We start from the raw sequence: 19,711 nt of genomic DNA on the forward strand, positions 1-19,711 counted from the left end.
GTTGGACTTCGCACCTCTGGTCTGGTGCGACGGCCTGGCGATCAAGCGGCTTTTGTGGCCAACCTTGGGTTTGGCCCTCATAGCGGACCGGCAGGCGGTTAAGCTGCCAGCAAAGAAATGTCAGATCCGCAGGAAGGGCTGCGCGATGCGGGGGATAAGGCCGCGGAAGCGCAGGGGGGCGTCGGTGACGGCGAGGCAGATGCAGTCGGCACCCACTTCGGCCACTGGCGTGTGGTCGAGCTCTTCGTCGGCGATCTCGATATCGCCTGGGCCGAAGCGGTCGACCTCGTCGGCGAAGGCGCCTTGCAGCACCAGTGTCAGTTCGGTGCCGCGGTGGCCGTGGTCGGGCACGGCGGCGCCGGCGGGGATGTAGAGCAGGCGGGCCGTGGCTTCGCGCGAGGTGGGCAGGATGGCCTGTTTCACGCCCATGCCGACGGATTTCCATTTCACCGCGTCGAGGTCGCCGCCGATATAGTCCTGCAGCGGGCGCGGCAGCGTGCCGGTGGCCGTCTGGGTGGTTTCGGGGGCGGAGAGGTCGGCGGCGTCGATCAGGGCCAGGGTGTCCTGGAACGCGGTGTCGGACAGGGCGGCATCGCCGCAATCTTCCATCAGGGCGCCGCCGACCGCGTCGAAGGACTCGAGCCGGGCGCGGCATTCGTCGCACATGGATATGTGTGCCGCCACCGCGAGGCTGAACGCCTCGGGCAGGGTGCCCGCAGAATAGCCCATGAGCAGCTTGTCACTCAGGTGGTGTTTGATCGTGTCTGTCATCGTCGTGTTCACTTCATCTGGTGGCGCAGGCGGTCCAGCGCCAGTCTGATCCTCGATTTGATGGTCCCGAGCGGGAGGCCGGTCTGTTCGGCGATCTCGGAGTGGGTGAGGTCACCGAAATAGGCCTTTTCGATCAGGTCCTTCTGTTTTTCGGGCAGCTGCGCGATGGCGGCGCCCAGCTTTTCGCTTTCCTGTTGCAGGGCCAGGGCATCTGCCTGGTCCGGTTCCTGCTCCGGGCCCCAGGGCAATTCCTCGGGCTCGGGTCGTCGTTGCTTGCGGATCGCGTCAATCCTGCGGTTCCGCGCGATGGTGAAGATCCAGGTCGCCGCGCTGGCGCGGGAGGGATCGAACATGTGGGCCTTCTGCCAGAGGGTCGCCATGACCTCCTGTGCGCATTCTTCGGCCAGCGCCGCGTCCGTGCCGGACTTCATCAGGAAGGCTTTGACCCTCGGGGCGAAATGCGAAAACAGCCGCTGAAAGGCGGCGCGGTCGCGCTGATCGCGTATCCGGGCGATGACTTGCGCCCAGTCCTGGGTATGCTCTTCCGTCTTCTCTATCACCGGTTCAATACTCTTGCCGTTGCCACGGAGTGAAAGCAGCACGCCCGCCTGAGGCGGGGTGTCGGCACGGTGGCCGGTGATCTCGATGGCGTCAGCGTCACTGAACATATCCTTGCTACGCGACCGTTGCCGGATCGGATCAAAAAATTCAGACGTTTTCTTTGCATCCGATTTCGACGCATGGTCGTACCTTAAATAGGGGCAATTAAGGGTACTACACGGAATGCAAGTTGAGAAAGTTGCGTTGTCGCGCAAGAAAGTCGCAGTCATCGGCGCGGGGATCAGTGGATTGGGGGCCGCGTGGCGGCTGGCCGGGACCTGCGATGTCACGCTTTTCGAGGCCGAGCCGCGACTGGGCGGACATGCGCGGACCAGGATGGCGGGCAAGGACGGGACGCAGCCGGTGGATACAGGGTTCATCGTGTTCAACCATGCCAATTATCCGCATCTGACCCAGTTGTTCGCCGATCTCGACGTGCCGGTCGTGGAAAGCAAGATGAGCTTTGGCGCATCGTTCCGGGACACGCGGTTCGAGTACGGGCTGGACGGGGCGCAGGCGTTCTTTGCCCAGACGCGCAACGTGCTGGACCCGCGCATGTGGATGATGCTGCGCGACATCTTTCGGTTTAACGCGCGGGCGGTGCGCACGGCGGAGGCCCATCCCGAGGCCAGTATCGGCGAGCTGTTGCGGACGATGGGGCTGGGGAAGTGGTTTCGCGAGCGGTACCTGAGCCCGTTCACTGGCGCGATCTGGTCGACGCCCACGGAGAAGGTGATGGATTTCCCGGCGCACGCGCTGATCCGGTTCATGGAGAACCACGCGCTGCTGGGCTACGAGGGGCAGCACCAGTGGTACACCGTTCAAGGCGGGTCGATCGCGTATGTGACGCGGCTGGAGGCGGCGTTGCTGGGGCTGGGCGTGGGCATCCGGGCGGGTGCGCCGATTGCCGGGGTCAGGCGGACGCAACGTGGCGTCGAGGTGCGGGCGCATGGCGCCGAGTGGGAAAGTTTCGACGAGGTGATATTCGCCACGCATGGCGATGACAGCCTGAAGATGCTGGAGGATCCGACGCCCGAGGAGCGGGCGGCGCTGGGCAAGGTCAAATACCAGCCCAACGACGTTGTGCTGCATTGCGATACATCCGTCATGCCGAAGCGGCGCGCGGTGTGGTCGTCGTGGAACTACATGGAAGGGCCGGCCAAGCGGGACGGGCAGATCGACCTGACCTACTGGATGAACTCTTTGCAGCCCATACCGATAGACGATCCGCATTTCGTGACGCTGAACAGCACGCGGCCCATACGGGACGAGATGATCTATGACCAGACGGTGCTGCGGCATCCGGTTTACGACATGGACATGCTGCGAGCGCAAGCCGAGGTGGCGCGGATCAATGGCGACGCGGGCACGTGGTTCTGCGGGGCCTGGATGAAGAACGGGTTTCACGAGGACGGGTTGTCGAGCGCCTATGACGTGGCCGATGCGATCCTGGCGCGGGACAGCGCGGCGGCGGCGGCGTGAATGGACCCGACCATATCGCGGGCCATACGTGGCATGGACGCAAGGGGGATATCCGCAACGCGTTCCGGTACAGCATCGACTACGTGATAGTGGATGCGGAAGCGGCGCTGCCGAAGAGTCGGGTGTTCGGGCGCAACCGCGCCGGTCTGTTCAGCCTGCGGGACCGAGATCATGGCGGCCTGCCGGGGCAGGGGCGCGGTGCTGCGTGGGTGCGCGAGGTGCTGGAGGCGCACCAGTTCGCGGCGCCGGTGCGGATCGAATTGCTGGCCCAGCCGCGGGTGCTGGGGCATATCTTCAACCCGGTGGCGTTCTGGCTGTGCTACAGTGCGGCGGATGACCTTATGGTGGTGATCGCGGAGGTGACCAACACCTATGGCGACCGGCATTCCTATCTGTGCCACCACGATGACCGCAGCCCGATCGGCCCCGAGGACAGGCTGCGGGCGCAGAAGGTGTTTCACGTTTCGCCGTTCCAGACGATTCAAGGCGACTATACCTTTCGCTTCGACATCCGGCCCGACCGGATCGGGATCTGGATCGACCTGAGCCGGGGCAAGGACGGGGTGATCGCGACGCTGGTGGGGGACCGCAGGGCCTTGACCGCGGCGGGTGTGCTGAAGGCGCTGTCGCGGCGGCCGCTGGGGTCGCGCCGGGTGCTGGCGCTGATCCACTGGCAGGCGCTGAAGCTGTGGTGGAAGGGGGCCAGGTTCCAGAACCGGCCCGAGCCGCCGGCACAGGATGTGAGCCGGTGAGCGGATCAGATCAGGCGCCGCGCTTGCCGGCCTTTGCCCTCTTTGCGGCGATGCTGTCGGCGGCGGGGCTGCCGCTGTATATGCACGCGCCGAAGTTTTTCGTGGACGAATACGGCGTGTCGCTGGCGGCGCTGGGGACGGTGCTGGGGGTGCTGCGCCTGCTGGATTTCGTGCAGGACCCGCTGTTGGGCCGGGTGTCGGCGATGACGGCGGGCTATCGCGGGCTGACCGTGCTGATCGCCGGGGTGGCGATGATCGCGGGGATGCTGGGGCTGTTTTCGGTCGAGCCGATGCTGCCGCCATTGTGGTGGTTCGCGGTGATGCTGACGCTGGTGTTTTCGGCGTTCAGCTACCTGACGATCTGTTTCTATGCTCAAGGCGTGTCGGTGGCAGGCCGTATGGGCACGGGCGGGCACCTGCGCGTTGCGCGGTGGCGCGAGACCGGGGCGCTGTTGGGCATTTGTGCCGCCGCCGTGGCCCCCGTGGCGCTGGGCGGGTACGCGGCCTTTGCCGTGGCGTTTGCCGGGCTGGGGCTGGTGGCGCTGTGGGCGATGGGCACCGAGTGGCGCGGGCGGCCGCCCGAAGAGGGCGTGACCTCGCAACTGGGGACGGTGCTGCGCGATGCGAAAGCGCGGCGGCTGTTGTTGGTCGCGTTGGCCAACTCGGCGCCGGTGGCGGTGAGTTCGACGCTGTTTCTGTTCTATGTGGAGGACCGGCTGGCGGCGCCGGGCTGGGAAGGACCGCTGCTGCTGGTGTTTTTCCTGAGTGCTGCGGCGGCGGCGCCGGTGTGGGGCAAGCTGGCCGAGGCGCATGGCGCGCGCCGGGTGCTGATCTGGGCGATGGTGCTGGCGATTGGGGCCTTCGGTTTTGCCGTGATGCTGGGCGCGGGCGACATTTGGGCCTTTGCGGTTATCTGCGTGCTGACCGGCATCGCGCTGGGGGCGGACATGACGCTGTTGCCGGCGCTCTTCGCGGACCGGATGGCGGAGGTGTCGCCGGGGGCGGCCGAGGGCTTTGGCCTGTGGTCCTTCGTGTCGAAGATCACGCTGGCGATTGCGGCGGTGGGGCTGCTGCCGCTGTTGGACTCGGTCGGCTATGCCTCGGGGCAGGAGAATTCGGACGACGCGTTGTGGGCGCTGAGCCTGCTCTACGGGGCGGTGCCCTGCGTTCTGAAACTGGCAGCGATTGCGCTGCTGGCAACGGCGCCCGGGGACGGGGACGCGCCCGCGGGCGCCATGGTTGAAGCAGGGAGACGGAGATGATGTTCGAAGGATTTCTGATCATGTGCGGGGCGGCGCTGGCCACGGGGGTGGCGGTGCTGCGCAATCGGTTCGCCGGGTTCCGGGCGCAAAGGGTCGAGGATTATGCCGACACGCTGCCGCGGTTCGACTTGCGCCAGCATCTGAACGGCGCGATGCGCTGCGAGGGGGTGATCTACGGGCCCTTGGGGCGCGTGGCGTCGCGGTTTTCGGCGCGGTTCGATGCAAGCTGGGACGGCAACAAGGGCGTGATGGCCGAGCGGTTCACCTATGACAGCGGCACGGTGCAGGAGCGCGAATGGCGGCTGGAGCTGGGCAATGACGGACGCATCCGGGCCGAGGCCGATGACGTGGTCGGCACAGGGCAGGGACGGCACGCGGGGGCGGCGGTGCAGCTGTGCTATGATATTCGCCTGCCCGCCGAGGCGGGTGGTCATGTTCTGAGCGTCGAGGACTGGATGTACCTGACGCCGGCTGGAACCATTGTGAACCGCAGCCAGTTCCGCAAGTATGGGATCAAGGTCGCCGAGCTTGTGGCGACCCTGCACAAGTTGGACGACACGGATATTCAGAAAGCGGCATAATGGACTGGACTGGAAAACGCTATTGGCTGGTGGGTGCCAGCGAAGGCCTTGGCGCGGCATTGGCACGGAAACTGAGCGCGGTGGGGGCGGAGGTGATCCTGTCGGCGCGCAGCGAGGACCGGCTGAAGGAGGTGGCGGAGATGCTGCCGGGGCGATCCAGTGTCGTGACCGTGGACGTGACCGACGAAGAGAGCGTGAAGGCCGCCGCCGAAGAGGTGGGCGAGATCGACGGGGTGGTGACGCTGGCCGGGGTCTACTGGCCGATGAAGGCGACCGAGTGGGAGCCCGAGCAGGTCACAGCGATGGCGGATGTGAATTTCACCGGCACGGTGCGGGTGCTGAACCACGTGGTGCCGAAGATGGTCGCGCGCGATCACGGGCATATCGTGATGACCGGCTCGCTGGTCGGGTTTCGCGGCCTGCCGGGGGCGATAGGGTATGGCGCGTCCAAGGCCGGGATCATGTCGCTGGCGCAGAGTATGCGGGCCGATCTGTGGCGCACGGGCGTTCTGGTGCAATGCGCCAATCCGGGGTTCATCCGCACGCGGCTGACCGACAAGAACGATTTCAAAATGCCGGGCCTGATGGAGCCCGAAGAGGCCGCTCAGATCATGTTCGAGTTGATGAACGATGAGAACGCGTTCGACCGGAACTTTCCCAGCTGGTTCAGCCTGGTTTTCCGCGGCGCGCGGTTCCTGCCCAACTGGTTATATTTCCGCCTGTTTGCGTGAGATCAAGGTCGCGGCCTGTCTTTGAGACCAGTTTTCCGCTAGACTGAGAGACGGAAAAGGAGGTCGGGACATGCTGGATATCAGCACGTACAAAGTCGCCCAGGTGATCCTCATGTCGCGCGAACTGGACCGCGCGGAAGGAGAGCTGAGGGCGTTCATCGAGCGGCTGGCCGAGGACGAACAGGCCAGCCTGGTGGCGTTGATGTGGATCGGGCGCGGCAGCTTCGGGGCCGACGAGCTGGAAGAGGCCAAGGCGACCGCGCGGGAAGAGGCCACGACGCCGACGGCGGATTACCTTCTGGGCACGCCGCATTTGTCGGATCACCTTGAGAACGGCCTGGACGAGCTGGGCCTGTCGGCGCAGGACGACGAGGACGACCTGGTGCGCGGCGGGTGATTTTCGCGGCGTGGTGGGTTTTCCCCCCCCACAGGTGGGTTATCACCCACCCTACGCAGTGTTGCGCCTTTGCCCGCGGGGGCGGGAAAATGCAGCCGGCCGCGCGGAGAGCGCCCGAAATGGCGCGGGATGTGGTATGCTCCGGCGCAAAGGCGTTTTCAGGAGGATGAAATGAAAGCATCTGTCGTCGTCGCAGCCATCGTTTCCATCACGGCCGCCCCCGCGCTGGCGGGCAACCTTACGCCGCCCGCGGATCCCTACGTGGCGCCGCCGCCCGTGCCGGTTTCGGACTGGGCCGGGCCGTATGTCGGTGTCCAGCTGGGTTTCGGCGATTTCGACTTGGACGCAACCTTGCCCCCGCCTGCCGGGGCGAACATTCCGCAGGTCATCAACCTTGACGACGATGGCTTCCTGGGCGGTGTTCACGCCGGATACAACTGGGATCGCGGCACGCTGGTCTACGGCGTCGAGGGGGATATCGACTTTACCGATATTTCGTTCAACACCGTGGATGTGGACTCGATTTCCCGCCTGCGCCTGCGCGTCGGCCTCGATACCGGCAGCGCGTTCGTCTACGGTACCGGCGGCGCGGCATACATGAGCGGTGGCGGCGGTGCGATCAGCATCGACAGCTGGGGCTGGGTGGCCGGTGCCGGGGTCGATTTCAAGCTGAGCGAGAAATGGGTCGCGGGCGCCGATGCGCTGTACCACGAGTTCGACGACGTGTCCCCCTCGGGCAGCGTCGACGGCATGACCTATCGTCTGCGGATGTCCTACCGGTTCTAGGACCGGGGCCACAGTGGTGAGGGTGGCGCGTAGGCTTTCGCCCACCCTACGCCTTTTGCAAGGTCGTCAGCCGAGGTGGTCCACGACCTGAAGGTGCTGCGCCAGCCGGTCGACCTCTGACAGCAGGCGTTCCACCAGCCTGGGGTCGTTGGGCGCGGGGCTGACGCCGGCGGGGATTTCGCCTTGCGCCACGGCCTCGATCGCGAGGGAGACCGGGACCGACACCAGCCGGGACATCGCCGTGCCGCGCGCGTCGCCCCAGGCATCCATGACAAAGGTCTTGTGCCAGACGGCGTCGCCGCCGCGTTCGGCCTTGAGGTCGACACAGAGCACGACGCGGTCGGGGTCGTCATCGCCATAGGCGTTGTCGCGCCAGAACTGGTCGGACATTTCCTTGAGCCTTGCCTCGCCTTCGGGACCTTCGAGCGTTTCGATCTCGGCGAAGACATCGGCCCAGGCGTCGGACCAGCCGTCGAGGCGCAGCGTGCCGCGGACGAATTCCTTGACCCGCCACGCGGGCTCGAAGCCGTAATCGTCGAGGAAGGGCAGGCTGTCGCGGTTGGGGTAGACCTCGAACGTCTCGGGCGTGGGCAGGGGCGCGGTGTAGGTGCCAAGCGCGTCCCAGGGGCGCTGGACGTTGAGTTCCGAGAAGTTGCGGATCGAGCGCGAGGGCGAGCGCAGCGCCTTGAGCACGCCAAGCGGCGACCAGCTGAACTTGTAGCGGAAGGGGTTGGGGTTTTTCGGGATGCCGCCGCAATAGCTGAGGAAGCTGAGGTCGTTTTCCGGGTTGAAGGCGTGAGAGGCGCGGTAGTCGGCCATCAGGTGATGGGCCATGAGGTGGTCGATGCCGGGATCGAGGCCGATTTCGTTGACCACGGAAACGCCGCGCAAAAGCGCCTTGGCGTGCAGTTCGCGCATCTCGGGGGCGATGTAGGACGAGGACACGAAATGTGCGCCCTTGTTGATGCACATCTCGGCGATGGGCACGTGCCAGTCGCCGGGCAGCATGGAGACAACGATGTCGCCCTCCTGAACCTCGGACGAGAGCATGTCGAAATCGAACGCGCGGATGCGGTTCGTGAGGTCGCCCACGGCCGCCTCGGCCTTGTCCAGCGAGCGGTTCCAGACGGTGACGGAATGGCCCGACTCGATCAGCCTGCGCAGGCCGGGCACCGCCGAAAGGCCGGTGCCACACCAGTGGATTGTCATGTTGGTGTCCCCTTCAAACGTGCTCGCGGAAGGTCCGTTCCGCGCGCGCCCACACTCCGGCGTCCAGTTTGTCCAGTGTTTTCAGGGATGGCAAGAGTTGGCTGGCATAGTCTTGCGAGGATTCCAGCGGCAGGAGCGAGGGCAGGTTGTCGATCGCCATGACGTCGAGCGGGGGCGTGTCGTGCACGCGGGTGACGGGCGCGTCCCATGTGGTGGCCTGGGAATAGACCGGCACGGGGTTGTAATCGCTGTCGGGGTCGCAGGCGACGTCGCCGATGACGGTCAGGCGGCGAGGGGCGGTCAGGGCCTCTTTTGGCACGAAGACGGGCGTGCCGGGGCGGGCGAAGATGCAGTTGAGAAACAGGGTGTGGTCCAGGATCTCGGGGAAGGGGCCGCCATGGGCGGTCTCGTCCATGTCCCACCTGGTGGGGGTGACCTTCATCGCGGTGCAGAGGTCGGCGGCGCCGGTGCCGACGCGGCCGAGCGCGCCGATGACGATGGCGGTGGGGCGGTCGTGGCCGGTGGCGTCGAGCGCCTGCGCCAGGTCGGTCAGCAGCGCGTCCTTGTCCGGGTAGGCGGACACGGGCCCGGAGGTCTGGCCCTGTTGCTGGGCGGCCCAGGCGAAGAGGCTGACGGCGGCACCGGCGTAGCCCGCCCAGTAGCCGAAGGCGGCGACGCGGCGGCCCTGATCATCCACCAGGTATTCCAGGTCGTAGAGCGTGCCGCCGCCGGCTTTGAAGCGGTCCAGCAGGCGGCGGCCGGAATGCTGGCCCTTGAAAGCGTGGCCGAACATGATGTGGCGGTGCGGCAGGGGCGTGCCGTCGTCGGGCAGTTCCTTGAGCCCGAAGATGATGGCGTCGCGGGGGGCGTCGGGCCATGAGTTCTGCGGCACGATGGTGGCGCCCGCGTCGGCATAGCGGTCGGTGGGGATGATGCGGTCGGGGCTGTCCTCGACGCTGAGTTGCATGCCTTGCGCGATGAGGGCGGCGGCGCCCTCGGGGGTCAGGCCGGTGCGGTCTTCGTTGTCGCGCTGTTCGGCGCGGAGCCAGAGGTGGATCATGCGAAGTCTTTCGTCAGCAGGCCATAGTCGCGGATCGCCGCCGCCGAGGGGCGGGCGGCCATCATGGCGCGGTGGGCCTTGATCTTGGGGAAGTGGTCCACGTCCACATTGTCCGTTTCCAGCCAGCAGCAGATGGCGAAAAGCCAGGGGTCGGCGACGGTCATCGCCTCGCCCATGACGAAGGGGGCGAAGGTGCAGTTTTCCTCGATGAAGGTGCAGCTGTCGGTCATGGTTTGGGGCATCTTGGCCTTCATGTCCGCGAGCGCCGCGTCGCTGTCGGCCCAGCGGATGCCTCGGGGGCCGTGGGCGTGGTTCACGTGCATGGTCGCGGCGAGGTAATAGCAGATGCTGCGCATCTGGGCCGCCTGCCACGGGTCTGTGGGGACGAGGTTTTTCTCGGGCGCGCAGCTGGCGATATATTCGGCGATGGCGCCGGTTTCGGTCAGGATGCCCTGATCGGTGACCAGCGCGGGCACGCGGCCCTTGGGATTTATGGCGAGGTAGTCGGGTTTCGTCTGAACGGCATTCGCGAAGTCGACGGCGACGGGCGTGTGCTCGAGGCCCGATTCCTGGAGCAGCAAGCCGGTGGCGACGGCAATGGTGCCGGGGGCGTAGTAGAATTTCATGGGCGTGGGTCCTTCAGACATAGGTGCGGGCATGGGCCCGGTCGGGGCGGTCGAGATGCGGTGTGGCGTTGAAGCCTGCGACCATCAGCGTGTCGTGCACGTAGCTGAGGCGGTGCATCGAGGAATTGTTGATCTGCAGCATCACGCGGGCCATCGCCGTGTTGTCGAGGTCGAGCGCGTGGCGCAGGGCCATGCCGATGACCCCGCCCGAGGTGACCAGCAGGGTGCGGCCGGCGTCGGCGCATTGCTCGGTCAGGACCTCGGCGATGCGGGCGGCGAAGGCGTCGAAGCTTTCGGGGACGCCGGGCAGGTGGCCTTGGGTCCAGAGGGTGATGACCCTTGGCAGGTGGTGGGCGAATTCCGAAGGGTCGGTGGGCACCGGGATGGCGTGGGCGTCGAAGGCGGCCTGGGCGAGGGCGAAATAGCTGAGCTCGTTGAGGCGGGGGTCCTGGGTGGTGACGGTGACGCCCATGTGGCGGGCGGTCTCGACCTGGCGTTGCAGGGTGCCGGTGAGGACGCGGTCGAAATGCGGGTTGGTGGCGGCCAGATGCTCGCCCAGCCAGCGGGCCTGGTCGGCGCCGAGGTCGGAGAGTTGGTCGTAGCTGTCTTCGTCGGTAGCGTGGCTGTTGGCCTGCCCGTGCCGCACAAGGATGAGTTCCGCCAAGGTGGGTGCTTTCGTCGTGTCAGATGTGGGCAACCTAGCGCCGGGGCGCGGGAGGGTGAAGCCGGTCGGGGCGGAATATTTCGGGAGGTGGGGAGGCGTGGGTTTTCACCCACCCTACGCAGGGATTGGGACGGGTCCGGAATGAGTCGCGGCAAGATGGGCCGGAGGGCCTTGGTGGCGGGCGAGGGGTGTGCAGGGGGTGGGGCGCGTGGGTTGTCACCCACCCTACGCGGTTGAGCGTGCGTTACGCCGAGCCCCAGCTGACATCCCCCAGGAAGATGTAGCCCGCGCCGTAGATCGTCTTGATCAGGCGGGGGTTCTTGGGGTCCTCGCGCAGCTTGGTGCGCAGGCGCGAGATGCGGACGTCCATGGCGCGGTCGAAGCTTTCGCCCGCCGCGCCGCCAAGGGCCTCTTGCATGGCCTGGCGCGAGATCAGGCGCTTGGGGCGGTCGAGAAAGAGGCGCAGGACTTCGCCTTCTGCGTGGGAAAAGGGGGTTTCGGCGCCTGTGTCGTCCTCGAGCACGTAGCGGTCGAAATGCGCGGTCCAGAGGCCGAAGCGGGCGGTGTCGCCGGACTGCGAGGCGGGTACGTCGCGGCGCAGGCGGGCGCGGATGCGGGCCACGACCTCAGCGGGATCGAAGGGCTTGATGATGTAGTCGTCGGCGCCCAGTTCGAGCCCGGTGACGCGGTCCTGCACCTCGGCCCTGCCCGAGATGATGATGACGCGCGCGCCCTGTTCAAGTGCCAGGCGATGCACCAGCGTCAGCCCGTCGCGGTCGGGCAGCGACAGGTCGACGAGGCAGATATCGGGCGAGGTGGTGCGCAGCGCGGCCTCGAATTCGGTCGCGCGGGCGAAGGTGAGGGTGCGAAAGCCGGCCTCTTCCAGGGTCTGGGCCAGCATGGTGCGGATGGCGGGTTCGTCATCGAGGATGGTGACGAGGGGGGCGGTATCGATCATGGCGTGGTCCCGCCCGCGAGCGCGGCGCGCAGGGCGCCGGGTTGGAACGGTTTGCGCAGCACCCGCGCGCGTTCAAGGGCGGCGGCGTGCAGCGGATCGGAGGGCGGCAGCGAGGTCATGAGCACCGCGGGCGGGTGCCGCGCCGGCAGGGCGTCGAACAGGTCGAGGCCGGTGGCCTCGCCTTCGAGGGTGATGTCCGAGAGGATGGCGGTGATCTCTGGCAGGCCGTGCAGAAGCGCCTGCGCCTCGGTCGCGCTGGCGGCCTCGATCACCTGGTGGCCGTCGGCGCGCAGCATGGCGCGGATGCTTTCGCGCAGGTCTGCGCTGTCCTCAACCAGCAGGACGAAGCCGGGTTCGTCCGTGGCGCTGACCTCGCGCAGGGGCAGGCGCAAGGTGACCTGGCCGCCGGTGTCGGTGTTGTCGATCATCACGCGGCCGCCGGCGAGCTTGGTCATGTTGTAGACCATGGTGAGGCCCAGCCCCGAGCCTTCGCCGCCCTTGGTGGTGAAGAACGGGTCGAACGCGTGGCTGCGGACGTGGTCGGAAAAGCCGGGGCCGGTGTCGGAGACCGTCACGTCGAGCCAGGTGGCCTGGACCGCCGTGGCGGCGACCGTGATGCGGCCGTGCCCGGCTGGCGCGCTGCCTATGGCGTCGCGGGCGTTGAGCAGCAGGTTGATCAGCGAGTCCTGCAACATGCCGGGATCGAGCAGGCAGGTCCGGGGCGCGTCGGGGGGCCGGATATCGAGGGTGATCGCTTCGGGCAGGACGGAGCGGGCAAGCGGTTCGAGATCGTGCAGGAAGGCGGGCAGGTCGGTGGGCACGGGCGTATGTTCGCGCGGGCCGGTCATGTCGGCGATGCGGTCGAGCAGGGTGCCGCCGCGCCGCGCCGCGCCGAGGGTGGCGGCGATGAGGTCGGCGGCCTCTTCGGGCAGGGACATGGATTGCAGGCGGGACTGCATCCCGAGGATGATGGTCAGCAGGTTCGAGAAATCATGGGCGAGGCCCGAGGTCAGCTGGGCGGCCATTTCGCGGCGCCGGTGCTGGCCGAGCGCGGCGCGGGTCTGGGCCTCTTCGGTGATGTCCATCGACAGGATGTAGACCCCGCCGGTGGCCGGATCGGGAGTGAGTGCGACGCGGATGCGGCGGGAACTGGCGGCGTGGGTGAACTCGAAGACCGACGGCTCGCCGGCATAGGCGCGGTCGAGATGCGGGGCGATGTTGGCGAAGGTGTCATCGCCCAGCGCCTCGGACGGGTCGAGTCCGACCGGATCGGCGGTGCTGCCGGGCATGATGAGCGACAGGCGGCGGTTGGAATAGGTATAGCGCCGGTCGGGGCCGAGATGGGCGATATGGGCCGGCACCATTTCGGTCGTCAGACGCATGCGGGCCTCGGCCTCGGACGCCTGGCGCTTGGCCTCTTCCAGCGCGATGATGGTGGATTCCAGTTGCCGGTTGGCCGCCGCGAGGTCGTCGGAATAGGTGACCAGCCGGTCGGACAGTTCCTCGGACCGGGCGGCGAGCAGCGCCTCCTGCTGCTTGGCGCGGCTGATGTCGGTGTAGACGGTGACCCAGCCGCCCTGGGGCAGGGGCGAGCCTTCGACGCTGATGGTGCGGCCGTTGGCGCGGGTGCGTTCCATGTAATGCGGCTCGAACGCGCGGGCGATGTCGACCCGGTCGGCGACGAAACGGTCGAGGTCGGTCACCTCGCCATAGTCGCCGCGCTCGGCCAGAAAGCGGATGGTGTCGGCGAAACGGGCGCCGGGGGTGACCAGCCGGTCTGGCAGGTCGAACATCTCCTGGAAGCGGCGGTTGCAGACGGCGAGATCGAGGTTGGCGTCGTAGATCGTCAGGGCCTGCTGGATGAGGTTGAGGCCCGCCGTTGTCATCTGCGTGGTGTCGGGCCGGGTCATGCGGCGTGACCCGATGCCCAGGCGAGGGCGGTGTCGAGCTGGTCGTCGCCCCAGAAGAGCTCGTCGCCGACGGTGAAGCTGGGCGCGCCGAAGATGCCGCGGCGCATCGCCTCTTCGGTGGTGTCGCGCAGGCGGTGCTTGTTGGCGTCGGCCTGTGCCTTGTCGATCAGGTCGGCCGGAAGTTTGGCCGCCGAAAGGCAGGCGGCGATGACGTCCGCGTCGGCGATGTTCAGGCCTTCGGCGAACTGCATGAGATAGACGTTCTGGCAGAAGGCGATGCCCTGGGGGTGTTCGAGCGCCAGCTGCGCGGTGCGGGCGGCCAGCACACTGTGCTGGGGCATGGTGTCGGAGCGTTTGAACGCCAGGCCGCGCGCGGCGCAGCGGCGCTCCATGTCGCGCCACATGTAGGTGCCCTTGGCGGCGTAGATCTTGAACGGCGAGGTATTCCAGCCCTGCGCGGCGAAGATCGGGCCGAGCAGGAAGGGGCGCCAGCGGACGGCCACGCCGGCCTCCGTCGCGCGGGCGGGCAGGCGCATGACGCTGAGATAGGAGTAGGTCGAGGCGAATTCGAACCAGAAATCCATCTGTGGTTTCGTCATGGTGGCGATCCTCTTGCGAGAGGGGCAATCGACGGGGAAATGGCGGGTATGTCAAGGGTGAGGCTTTGTCGGGGCAGGAGCTCCCGGATCAGGTCCGGGATGACGGTGGAAGTGGTGGCGCGCGGAATCAAGGGTCTTCAGACCCGCCGCGCGATCGTCCGCTGACCGAAAGGCGATTGCCTGCAATCGCCGAAAGGGGGGCCGCCCGGACGGGCTGGCGATTGGCTGACGTGGGTGCTTCGATTTGAGGTTTTGCGGATGCGGCAGGAATAAAGTGCGTTGAAGGAAGGTTGTTCGCCAGCCCGCGGTCTGGCGATCGCGCGGCTCCGGTGCATTACGTGGCGTCTGTTACAATTCGTAAGGATTGGGAAAAGATCAGGAAAAAGTTGACGCTCAGCGTCGGCTGCGCACTCTATGGTGGATCAAGAATCGTCCCCAGGGGGAGCGGTCTGTTCGCGGGAGAGAGCGGACAAAGGGAGGACAAAATTTGGCACAGTCGTCGAGAGGCGCGGATGGGCTTGCGTCCATTCCGGCGCTTTTGCAGCGCAACGCCGCGCAGTTCGGAGCCAGGCCCGCCTATCGGGAGAAGGAATACGGGATCTGGCAAAGCTGGACCTGGGCCGAGGCGGAGCAGGAGATCGAGGCGCTGGCGCTGGGGCTGTTGAACCTTGGCGTGAACAACGGCGACTTCATTGCCATCATCGGGCGCAACCGGCCCTATTTCTACTGGTCGATGGTTGCCGCGCAATCGGTGGGCGCGATCCCGGTGCCGGTCTATCAGGACAGCGCAAGCGACGAGATGGCGTATGTGCTGGATCATTGCGGCGCGCGGTTCGCCATTGTCGAGGACCAGGAACAGGTCGACAAGATCATCGACATCCAGGAGGGCCTGCACCAGTTCGAGCACATGATATACGTGGATCCGCGCGGCCTGCGGAAATACGATCATGGCAAGCTGCACCAGTTCAGCGATGTGCAGGCGCAGGGGCGTGAGGCGAAGGACACGCTGATGGCCGAGCTCAAGGCGCGGCGCGAGGCCCTGGATTACGACAGCACCTGCGTGATGCTTTACACCTCGGGCACGACGGGCAAGCCGAAAGGCGTGGTGCTGTCGAACCGCAACATCATCGAGGCGTCGAAATCGTCGTCGGAGTTCGATCACCTGACGCGGAACGAGGAAGTGCTGGCGTATCTGCCGATGGCGTGGGTGGGGGATTTCATCTTTTCCATCGGGCAGGCCTATTGGTGCGGGTTCTGCGTGAACTGCCCGGAAAGCCCCGACACGATGCAGGTGGACCTGCGCGAGATCGGGCCGACCTATTATTTCGCCCCGCCGCGGGTCTTCGAGGGGCAGCTGACCAACGTGATGATCCGGATGGAGGATGCCAGCCGGATGAAGCAATGGCTGTTCCATACCTTCATGGCGCATGCGCGGAAGGTGGGGCCGGCGATCCTGGACGGGAAGAGCGTCAGCGGATGGGACCGGCTGAAATACAAGCTGGGTGGGCTGCTGGTGTACGGGCCTTTGAAGGATACGCTGGGGTTCGGGCGTGTGCGCGTGGGGTATACGGCGGGCGAGGCGATCGGGCCGGAGATTTTCGATTTCTACCGCTCCTTGGGGATCAACCTGAAGCAGCTATACGGGCAGACCGAGGCGTCGGTATTCATCACGCTGCAGCCCGATGGCGAGGTCTACAGCGACACGGTGGGCGTGGCCGCGCCGGGCGTCGAGCTGCGCATCGCCGAGAGCGGCGAGGTCTACTATCGCGGCGATGGCGTGTTCGAGGAATACTACAAGAACGCCGAAAGCACGGCGAGCACCAAGGATGCCGAGGGCTGGGTCGCGACGGGCGATGCCGGGTTCATCGACGAGGCGACCGGACACCTGAAGATCATCGACCGGGCCAAGGACGTGGGCAAGATGGCCGACGGCAGCCTGTTTGCGCCCAAATATGTGGAAAACAAGCTGAAATTCTATCCCAACATCCTGGAGGCCGTGGTGTTCGGCAATGGGCGGGATGAGTGCACGGCGTTTATCAACATAGACCTCAACGCCGTGGGCAACTGGGCCGAGCGGAACAATATCGGCTATGCCTCCTATCAGGAGCTGGCGGGGCATCCGCGCGTGCTGGAGACGGTGAAGGAACACGTGGAAGAGGTGAACCGGAGCCTCGCCGAGGACCCGATGCTTGCGCATTGCCAGGTGCATCGCTTCCTGGTGCTGCACAAGGAGCTGGACGCGGACGATGGCGAGATGACCCGGACGCGGAAGGTGCGGCGGGGGGTGATCTCGGAGAAGTTCGAGGAATTGCTGGGCGCGCTTTATGATGGCTCGGAGGAGAAGTTCACGACGACGGAAGTCACCTATGAGGATGGGCGCAAGGGCAGCATCTCGGCCACGTTGAAGATCGTGGACGCCGAGGTGGTGCCGGTGGCGCAGGAGAAGGTGGCGGCGGAATGACGGGACGACGCTCAGCTTCGCTATCGCCCCGCCCGCCATCCCGTTTCGCGTTGGGAGAGTTTTGATGCTTGATCAGACCGAAGGTTTCACCACCGAGGATGGCCGCAAGATTGGCGGCGTGGTGATGGAGATGAAGAACATCACGCTGCGCTTCGGCGGGGTGGTGGCGATCCAGGATATCAGCTTTGACGTGCGCGAAGGCGAGATCCGGGCGATCATCGGGCCCAACGGGGCGGGCAAATCCTCGATGCTGAACGTCATTTCCGGGTTCTACAATCCGCAGGAGGGCGAGGTCTGGTACAAGGGCGAAAAGCGCCCGCAGATGAAGCCCTACCAGGTGGCGCAGCAGGGGATTGCGCGGACGTTCCAGAACATCGCCCTCTTCGAAGGGATGAGCGTGCTGGACAACGTGATGACGGGGCGCATCCGGGAGATGAAATCGGGGCTGTTTTCGCAATCGTTGTGGAAGGGCAAGGCCGAGCGCGAGGAGGTCGAGAACCGGGCTTTCGTGGAGCGGATCATCGACTTTCTGGAAATCCAGCACATCCGCAAGACGCCGGTGGGTCGGCTGCCCTACGGGTTGAAGAAGCGGGTGGAACTGGCGCGGGCGCTGGCCGCCGAGCCGTCGATCCTGCTGCTGGACGAGCCGATGGCGGGGATGAATGTCGAGGAGAAGGAGGACATGAGCCGCTTTGTCCTTGATGTGAATGACGAGTTCGGAACGACTATCGTGCTCATCGAGCATGACATGGGGGTGGTTATGGATTTGTCCGACCGTGTCGTGGTGATGGATTACGGCAAGAAGATCGGGGATGGCACGCCCGACGAGGTGCGCAGCAACCAGGCGGTGATCGATGCCTATTTGGGGGTGGCGCATGATTGATGGGGGGCGTTCGCCCGTCCCGGCCTTGAGCCGGGACCTCGGCGGCCGGGAGGCCCCGGATCAGGACCGGGGCGGGAATGCGAAGGAGGTTCGTGATGCCTGATCAGCTGATATTCGGCATGGAAGTGTTCCTGAACGGCCTGATGGCCGGCGTGCTCTATGCGTTGGTCGCGCTGGGATTCGTGCTGATCTACAAGGCCAGCGGCATCTTCAACTATGCGCAAGGTGTCATGGCGCTCTTCGCGGCGCTGACGCTGGTGGGGATCATGGAGGGGCAGGTGCCATTCAGCCACCTGATCAACGCGATCTTCGGCACGGAAATCCACCATTTCGGCTGGCACGTGCCGGCGCTGGCGGCGATTTTGCTGACGATGGTGGTGATGGTGGCGCTGGCCTGGGTCGTGAATGTGCTGATTTTCAAGCACCTGGTGAACCAGGAGCCGATCATCCTGTTCATGGCCACGATCGGCCTTGCCTATTTCCTCGAAGGGTTCGGGGACATGATGTGGGGGTCGGACATCAAGACGATGGATGTGGGCCTGCCGCAGGGGATCAACGACGTGATCGACCAGACCACGGCGGGGTGGTTCGGCTATGGCTTCTTCATCGACAACCTGGACATTGTGGCGACGGTGATTGCCGCCGCGCTGGTCTTCACGCTGATCGTCTTTGCGCAATACACCAAGCAGGGGCGCGCGATGCGGGCGGTGGCGGATGACCACCAGGCGGCACTGTCGGTAGGCATTTCGCTGAACTTCATCTGGGTGATGGTGTGGTCTCTGGCGGGGTTCGTGGCGCTGGTGGCGGGGATCATGTGGGGCACCAAGTCGGGCGTGCAGTTCTCGCTGAGCCTGATCGCGCTGAAGGCGTTGCCGGTGCTGATGCTGGGCGGCTTCACCTCGATCCCCGGGGCCATCGTGGGCGGTTTGCTGATCGGCGTGGGAGAGAAGCTATTCGAGTTCGCCATTGGCGCGCCTTACCTGGGCGGGGCAACGGAGATCTGGTTTGCCTATGTGCTGGCGCTGATCTTCCTGGTGTTCCGGCCGCAGGGCCTGTTCGGCGAGAAGATCATCGAGAGGGTATGAGCGGTGAGCCTTGAGCAGAGCATAGACTGCCCGGATTGCGGCACGCCCATCGCGATAGAGACGCGGGCGCTGATGGAAGGGGCGTCGTTTGCCTGCGGCAATTGCGGCGCGGAGATTTCCATGGCGGGGCGCGCCGAGGAAAGCTGGGGCGCGGCGCAGGCGAAGTTCGCGGCGCTGAAGGCGGATATGCTGAAGGACGGGGAGGGCGGTGCATGACCCACAAGGCGCGTATCAGCGTGGTCTGCATCGACTGCCAAACCGATGACCTGTCTGAGGCCACGGCGTTCTGGTCGGCGGCGCTGGGCAAGGACGCAAAGTTCGACGAACGCGGGAAATACACCGAGTTCGACGGACATCGCGGGCACCCGAAGGTGTTGTTGCAGGCGGTGGATCACGCGCCACGCGTGCACCTGGATATCGAGACCGACGACCAGGAAGCGGAATGTGTGCGGCTGACGGCGCTGGGCGCGCGCGAGGTCGACCGGCTGCGCGGCTGGATCGTGATGGAGGCGCCGACTGGGCACAGGTTCTGCCTGGTGGGGCCGCAGGGCGACGACTGGCCCGGCGACGCGGCCACGTTCGAGGGAGAGGCCAGGATATGAGACAGCTGATCGCAATTCTGAACGTCGTGGCATGGTCGGGGTTCTGGGCCTTCGGGTACCTGGCGCTGACCTCGGGCGTGGAGTCGGCCGGGCAGATGGTGGTGGCTGCGATCCTCGCGGCGCTGGGCGGCGGCGCGGGGATGCTGGCCTGGCTCTGGCTGGTGCGGCACGCGGAGGAGACGGGCTATGCCCGGCCCGCGAACCGGGTAATGACGCGGGAGGATGACGATGCGGAACCTATTTGAAAGGTCGCGGTCGGGCGACCGCGCGTCCCTGCGGCCCACGGCACCCG

General features: G+C 66.0%; 22 protein-coding genes. 13 read left to right on the forward strand and 9 right to left on the reverse strand.

Going from position 1 to position 19,711, the window contains the following annotated elements:
• Positions 1-120: 120 nt before the first annotated feature.
• Positions 121-771, reverse strand: coding sequence for a ChrR family anti-sigma-E factor (locus ACQY4V_RS18690; protein ID WP_428514301.1), 651 nt, complete (start codon positions 769-771; stop codon positions 121-123).
• Between the two features lie 8 nt (positions 772-779).
• Positions 780-1,439, reverse strand: coding sequence for a sigma-70 family RNA polymerase sigma factor (locus ACQY4V_RS18695; RefSeq protein WP_428514303.1), 660 nt, complete (start codon positions 1,437-1,439; stop codon positions 780-782).
• 115 nt (positions 1,440-1,554) lie between these two features.
• On the opposite strand from ACQY4V_RS18695, the gene ACQY4V_RS18700 reads away from it, so the two are divergent.
• The 7 genes from ACQY4V_RS18700 to ACQY4V_RS18730 all read left to right on the forward strand — a co-directional run bounded on the left by ACQY4V_RS18700 (position 1,555) and on the right by ACQY4V_RS18730 (position 7,362).
• The gene (locus tag ACQY4V_RS18700) at positions 1,555-2,853 is read left to right on the forward strand and encodes an NAD(P)/FAD-dependent oxidoreductase (RefSeq protein ID WP_428514305.1); all 1,299 of its coding nucleotides are present in this window, start codon (positions 1,555-1,557) and stop codon (positions 2,851-2,853) included.
• A complete protein-coding gene (locus ACQY4V_RS18705) occupies positions 2,850-3,605 on the forward strand; it encodes a DUF1365 domain-containing protein (RefSeq protein WP_428514307.1) in 756 nt (251 codons plus the stop codon). The genes ACQY4V_RS18700 and ACQY4V_RS18705 overlap by 4 nt, the downstream gene beginning before the upstream one ends.
• A gap of 50 nt (positions 3,606-3,655) precedes the next feature.
• Positions 3,656-4,867 carry an MFS transporter gene (locus tag ACQY4V_RS18710; protein ID WP_428517295.1) on the forward strand — a complete coding sequence of 404 codons (1,212 nt, stop codon included), beginning with the start codon at positions 3,656-3,658 and terminating at the stop codon, positions 4,865-4,867.
• Complete coding sequence (locus ACQY4V_RS18715; RefSeq protein ID WP_428514309.1) at positions 4,867-5,448, forward strand: DUF3833 domain-containing protein; 582 nt, start codon at positions 4,867-4,869, stop codon at positions 5,446-5,448. Before ACQY4V_RS18710 ends, ACQY4V_RS18715 begins: the two co-directional genes overlap by 1 nt.
• Complete coding sequence (locus tag ACQY4V_RS18720; RefSeq protein ID WP_428517297.1) at positions 5,445-6,179, forward strand: SDR family NAD(P)-dependent oxidoreductase; 735 nt, start codon at positions 5,445-5,447, stop codon at positions 6,177-6,179. Before ACQY4V_RS18715 ends, ACQY4V_RS18720 begins: the two co-directional genes overlap by 4 nt.
• A 70-nt stretch (positions 6,180-6,249) precedes the next feature.
• On the forward strand, positions 6,250-6,576 hold the full coding sequence (locus ACQY4V_RS18725; protein WP_428514311.1) for a DUF3775 domain-containing protein: 327 nt from the start codon (positions 6,250-6,252) through the stop codon (positions 6,574-6,576).
• A 171-nt stretch (positions 6,577-6,747) separates the two neighbouring features.
• Complete coding sequence (locus tag ACQY4V_RS18730) at positions 6,748-7,362, forward strand: outer membrane protein (protein WP_428514313.1); 615 nt, start codon at positions 6,748-6,750, stop codon at positions 7,360-7,362.
• Positions 7,363-7,428: 66 nt separating this feature from the next.
• Here the strand turns inward: ACQY4V_RS18730 and ACQY4V_RS18735 are convergent, their stop codons facing one another.
• From ACQY4V_RS18735 to ACQY4V_RS18765, 7 genes are all read right to left on the reverse strand, one after another.
• Positions 7,429-8,571 carry a saccharopine dehydrogenase family protein gene (locus ACQY4V_RS18735; RefSeq protein ID WP_428514315.1) on the reverse strand — a complete coding sequence of 381 codons (1,143 nt, stop codon included), beginning with the start codon at positions 8,569-8,571 and terminating at the stop codon, positions 7,429-7,431.
• Positions 8,572-8,584: 13 nt separating this feature from the next.
• Positions 8,585-9,631, reverse strand: a complete 1,047-nt coding sequence (locus tag ACQY4V_RS18740; protein ID WP_428514317.1) for a saccharopine dehydrogenase — start codon at positions 9,629-9,631, stop codon at positions 8,585-8,587.
• A complete protein-coding gene (locus ACQY4V_RS18745) occupies positions 9,628-10,257 on the reverse strand; it encodes a glutathione S-transferase family protein (protein WP_428514319.1) in 630 nt (209 codons plus the stop codon). Before ACQY4V_RS18745 ends, ACQY4V_RS18740 begins: the two co-directional genes overlap by 4 nt.
• A 13-nt stretch (positions 10,258-10,270) precedes the next feature.
• Positions 10,271-10,921, reverse strand: coding sequence for a histidine phosphatase family protein (locus tag ACQY4V_RS18750; protein ID WP_428514321.1), 651 nt, complete (start codon positions 10,919-10,921; stop codon positions 10,271-10,273).
• A gap of 244 nt (positions 10,922-11,165) precedes the next feature.
• Complete coding sequence (locus ACQY4V_RS18755) at positions 11,166-11,879, reverse strand: response regulator transcription factor (protein ID WP_428514323.1); 714 nt, start codon at positions 11,877-11,879, stop codon at positions 11,166-11,168.
• Complete coding sequence (locus ACQY4V_RS18760; RefSeq protein ID WP_428514325.1) at positions 11,876-13,789, reverse strand: PAS-domain containing protein; 1,914 nt, start codon at positions 13,787-13,789, stop codon at positions 11,876-11,878. The genes ACQY4V_RS18755 and ACQY4V_RS18760 overlap by 4 nt, the downstream gene beginning before the upstream one ends.
• Complete coding sequence (locus ACQY4V_RS18765) at positions 13,786-14,388, reverse strand: 2-hydroxychromene-2-carboxylate isomerase (protein ID WP_428514327.1); 603 nt, start codon at positions 14,386-14,388, stop codon at positions 13,786-13,788. The genes ACQY4V_RS18760 and ACQY4V_RS18765 overlap by 4 nt, the downstream gene beginning before the upstream one ends.
• A gap of 487 nt (positions 14,389-14,875) precedes the next feature.
• Between ACQY4V_RS18765 and ACQY4V_RS18770 the strand changes: the two genes are divergently transcribed.
• The 6 genes from ACQY4V_RS18770 (at position 14,876) to ACQY4V_RS18795 (ending at position 19,664) form a co-directional block, all read left to right on the forward strand.
• Positions 14,876-16,849: an AMP-binding protein gene (locus ACQY4V_RS18770; RefSeq protein ID WP_428514329.1), complete on the forward strand. Its 1,974-nt coding sequence runs from the start codon at positions 14,876-14,878 to the stop codon at positions 16,847-16,849.
• Between the two features lie 64 nt (positions 16,850-16,913).
• A complete protein-coding gene (locus ACQY4V_RS18775; protein WP_428514331.1) occupies positions 16,914-17,732 on the forward strand; it encodes an ABC transporter ATP-binding protein in 819 nt (272 codons plus the stop codon).
• A gap of 95 nt (positions 17,733-17,827) precedes the next feature.
• On the forward strand, positions 17,828-18,817 hold the full coding sequence (locus tag ACQY4V_RS18780; RefSeq protein ID WP_428514333.1) for a branched-chain amino acid ABC transporter permease: 990 nt from the start codon (positions 17,828-17,830) through the stop codon (positions 18,815-18,817).
• Between the two features lie 3 nt (positions 18,818-18,820).
• The gene (locus ACQY4V_RS18785) at positions 18,821-19,033 is read left to right on the forward strand and encodes a hypothetical protein (protein WP_428514335.1); all 213 of its coding nucleotides are present in this window, start codon (positions 18,821-18,823) and stop codon (positions 19,031-19,033) included.
• On the forward strand, positions 19,030-19,419 hold the full coding sequence (locus ACQY4V_RS18790; protein WP_428514337.1) for a VOC family protein: 390 nt from the start codon (positions 19,030-19,032) through the stop codon (positions 19,417-19,419). Before ACQY4V_RS18785 ends, ACQY4V_RS18790 begins: the two co-directional genes overlap by 4 nt.
• Complete coding sequence (locus ACQY4V_RS18795; protein WP_428514339.1) at positions 19,416-19,664, forward strand: hypothetical protein; 249 nt, start codon at positions 19,416-19,418, stop codon at positions 19,662-19,664. The genes ACQY4V_RS18790 and ACQY4V_RS18795 overlap by 4 nt, the downstream gene beginning before the upstream one ends.
• Positions 19,665-19,711: the final 47 nt, after the last annotated feature.

Origin of the sequence: Roseovarius sp., from assembly GCF_965277045.1 — a bacterium.
Taxonomy (GTDB): Bacteria; Pseudomonadota; Alphaproteobacteria; order Rhodobacterales; family Rhodobacteraceae; genus Roseovarius.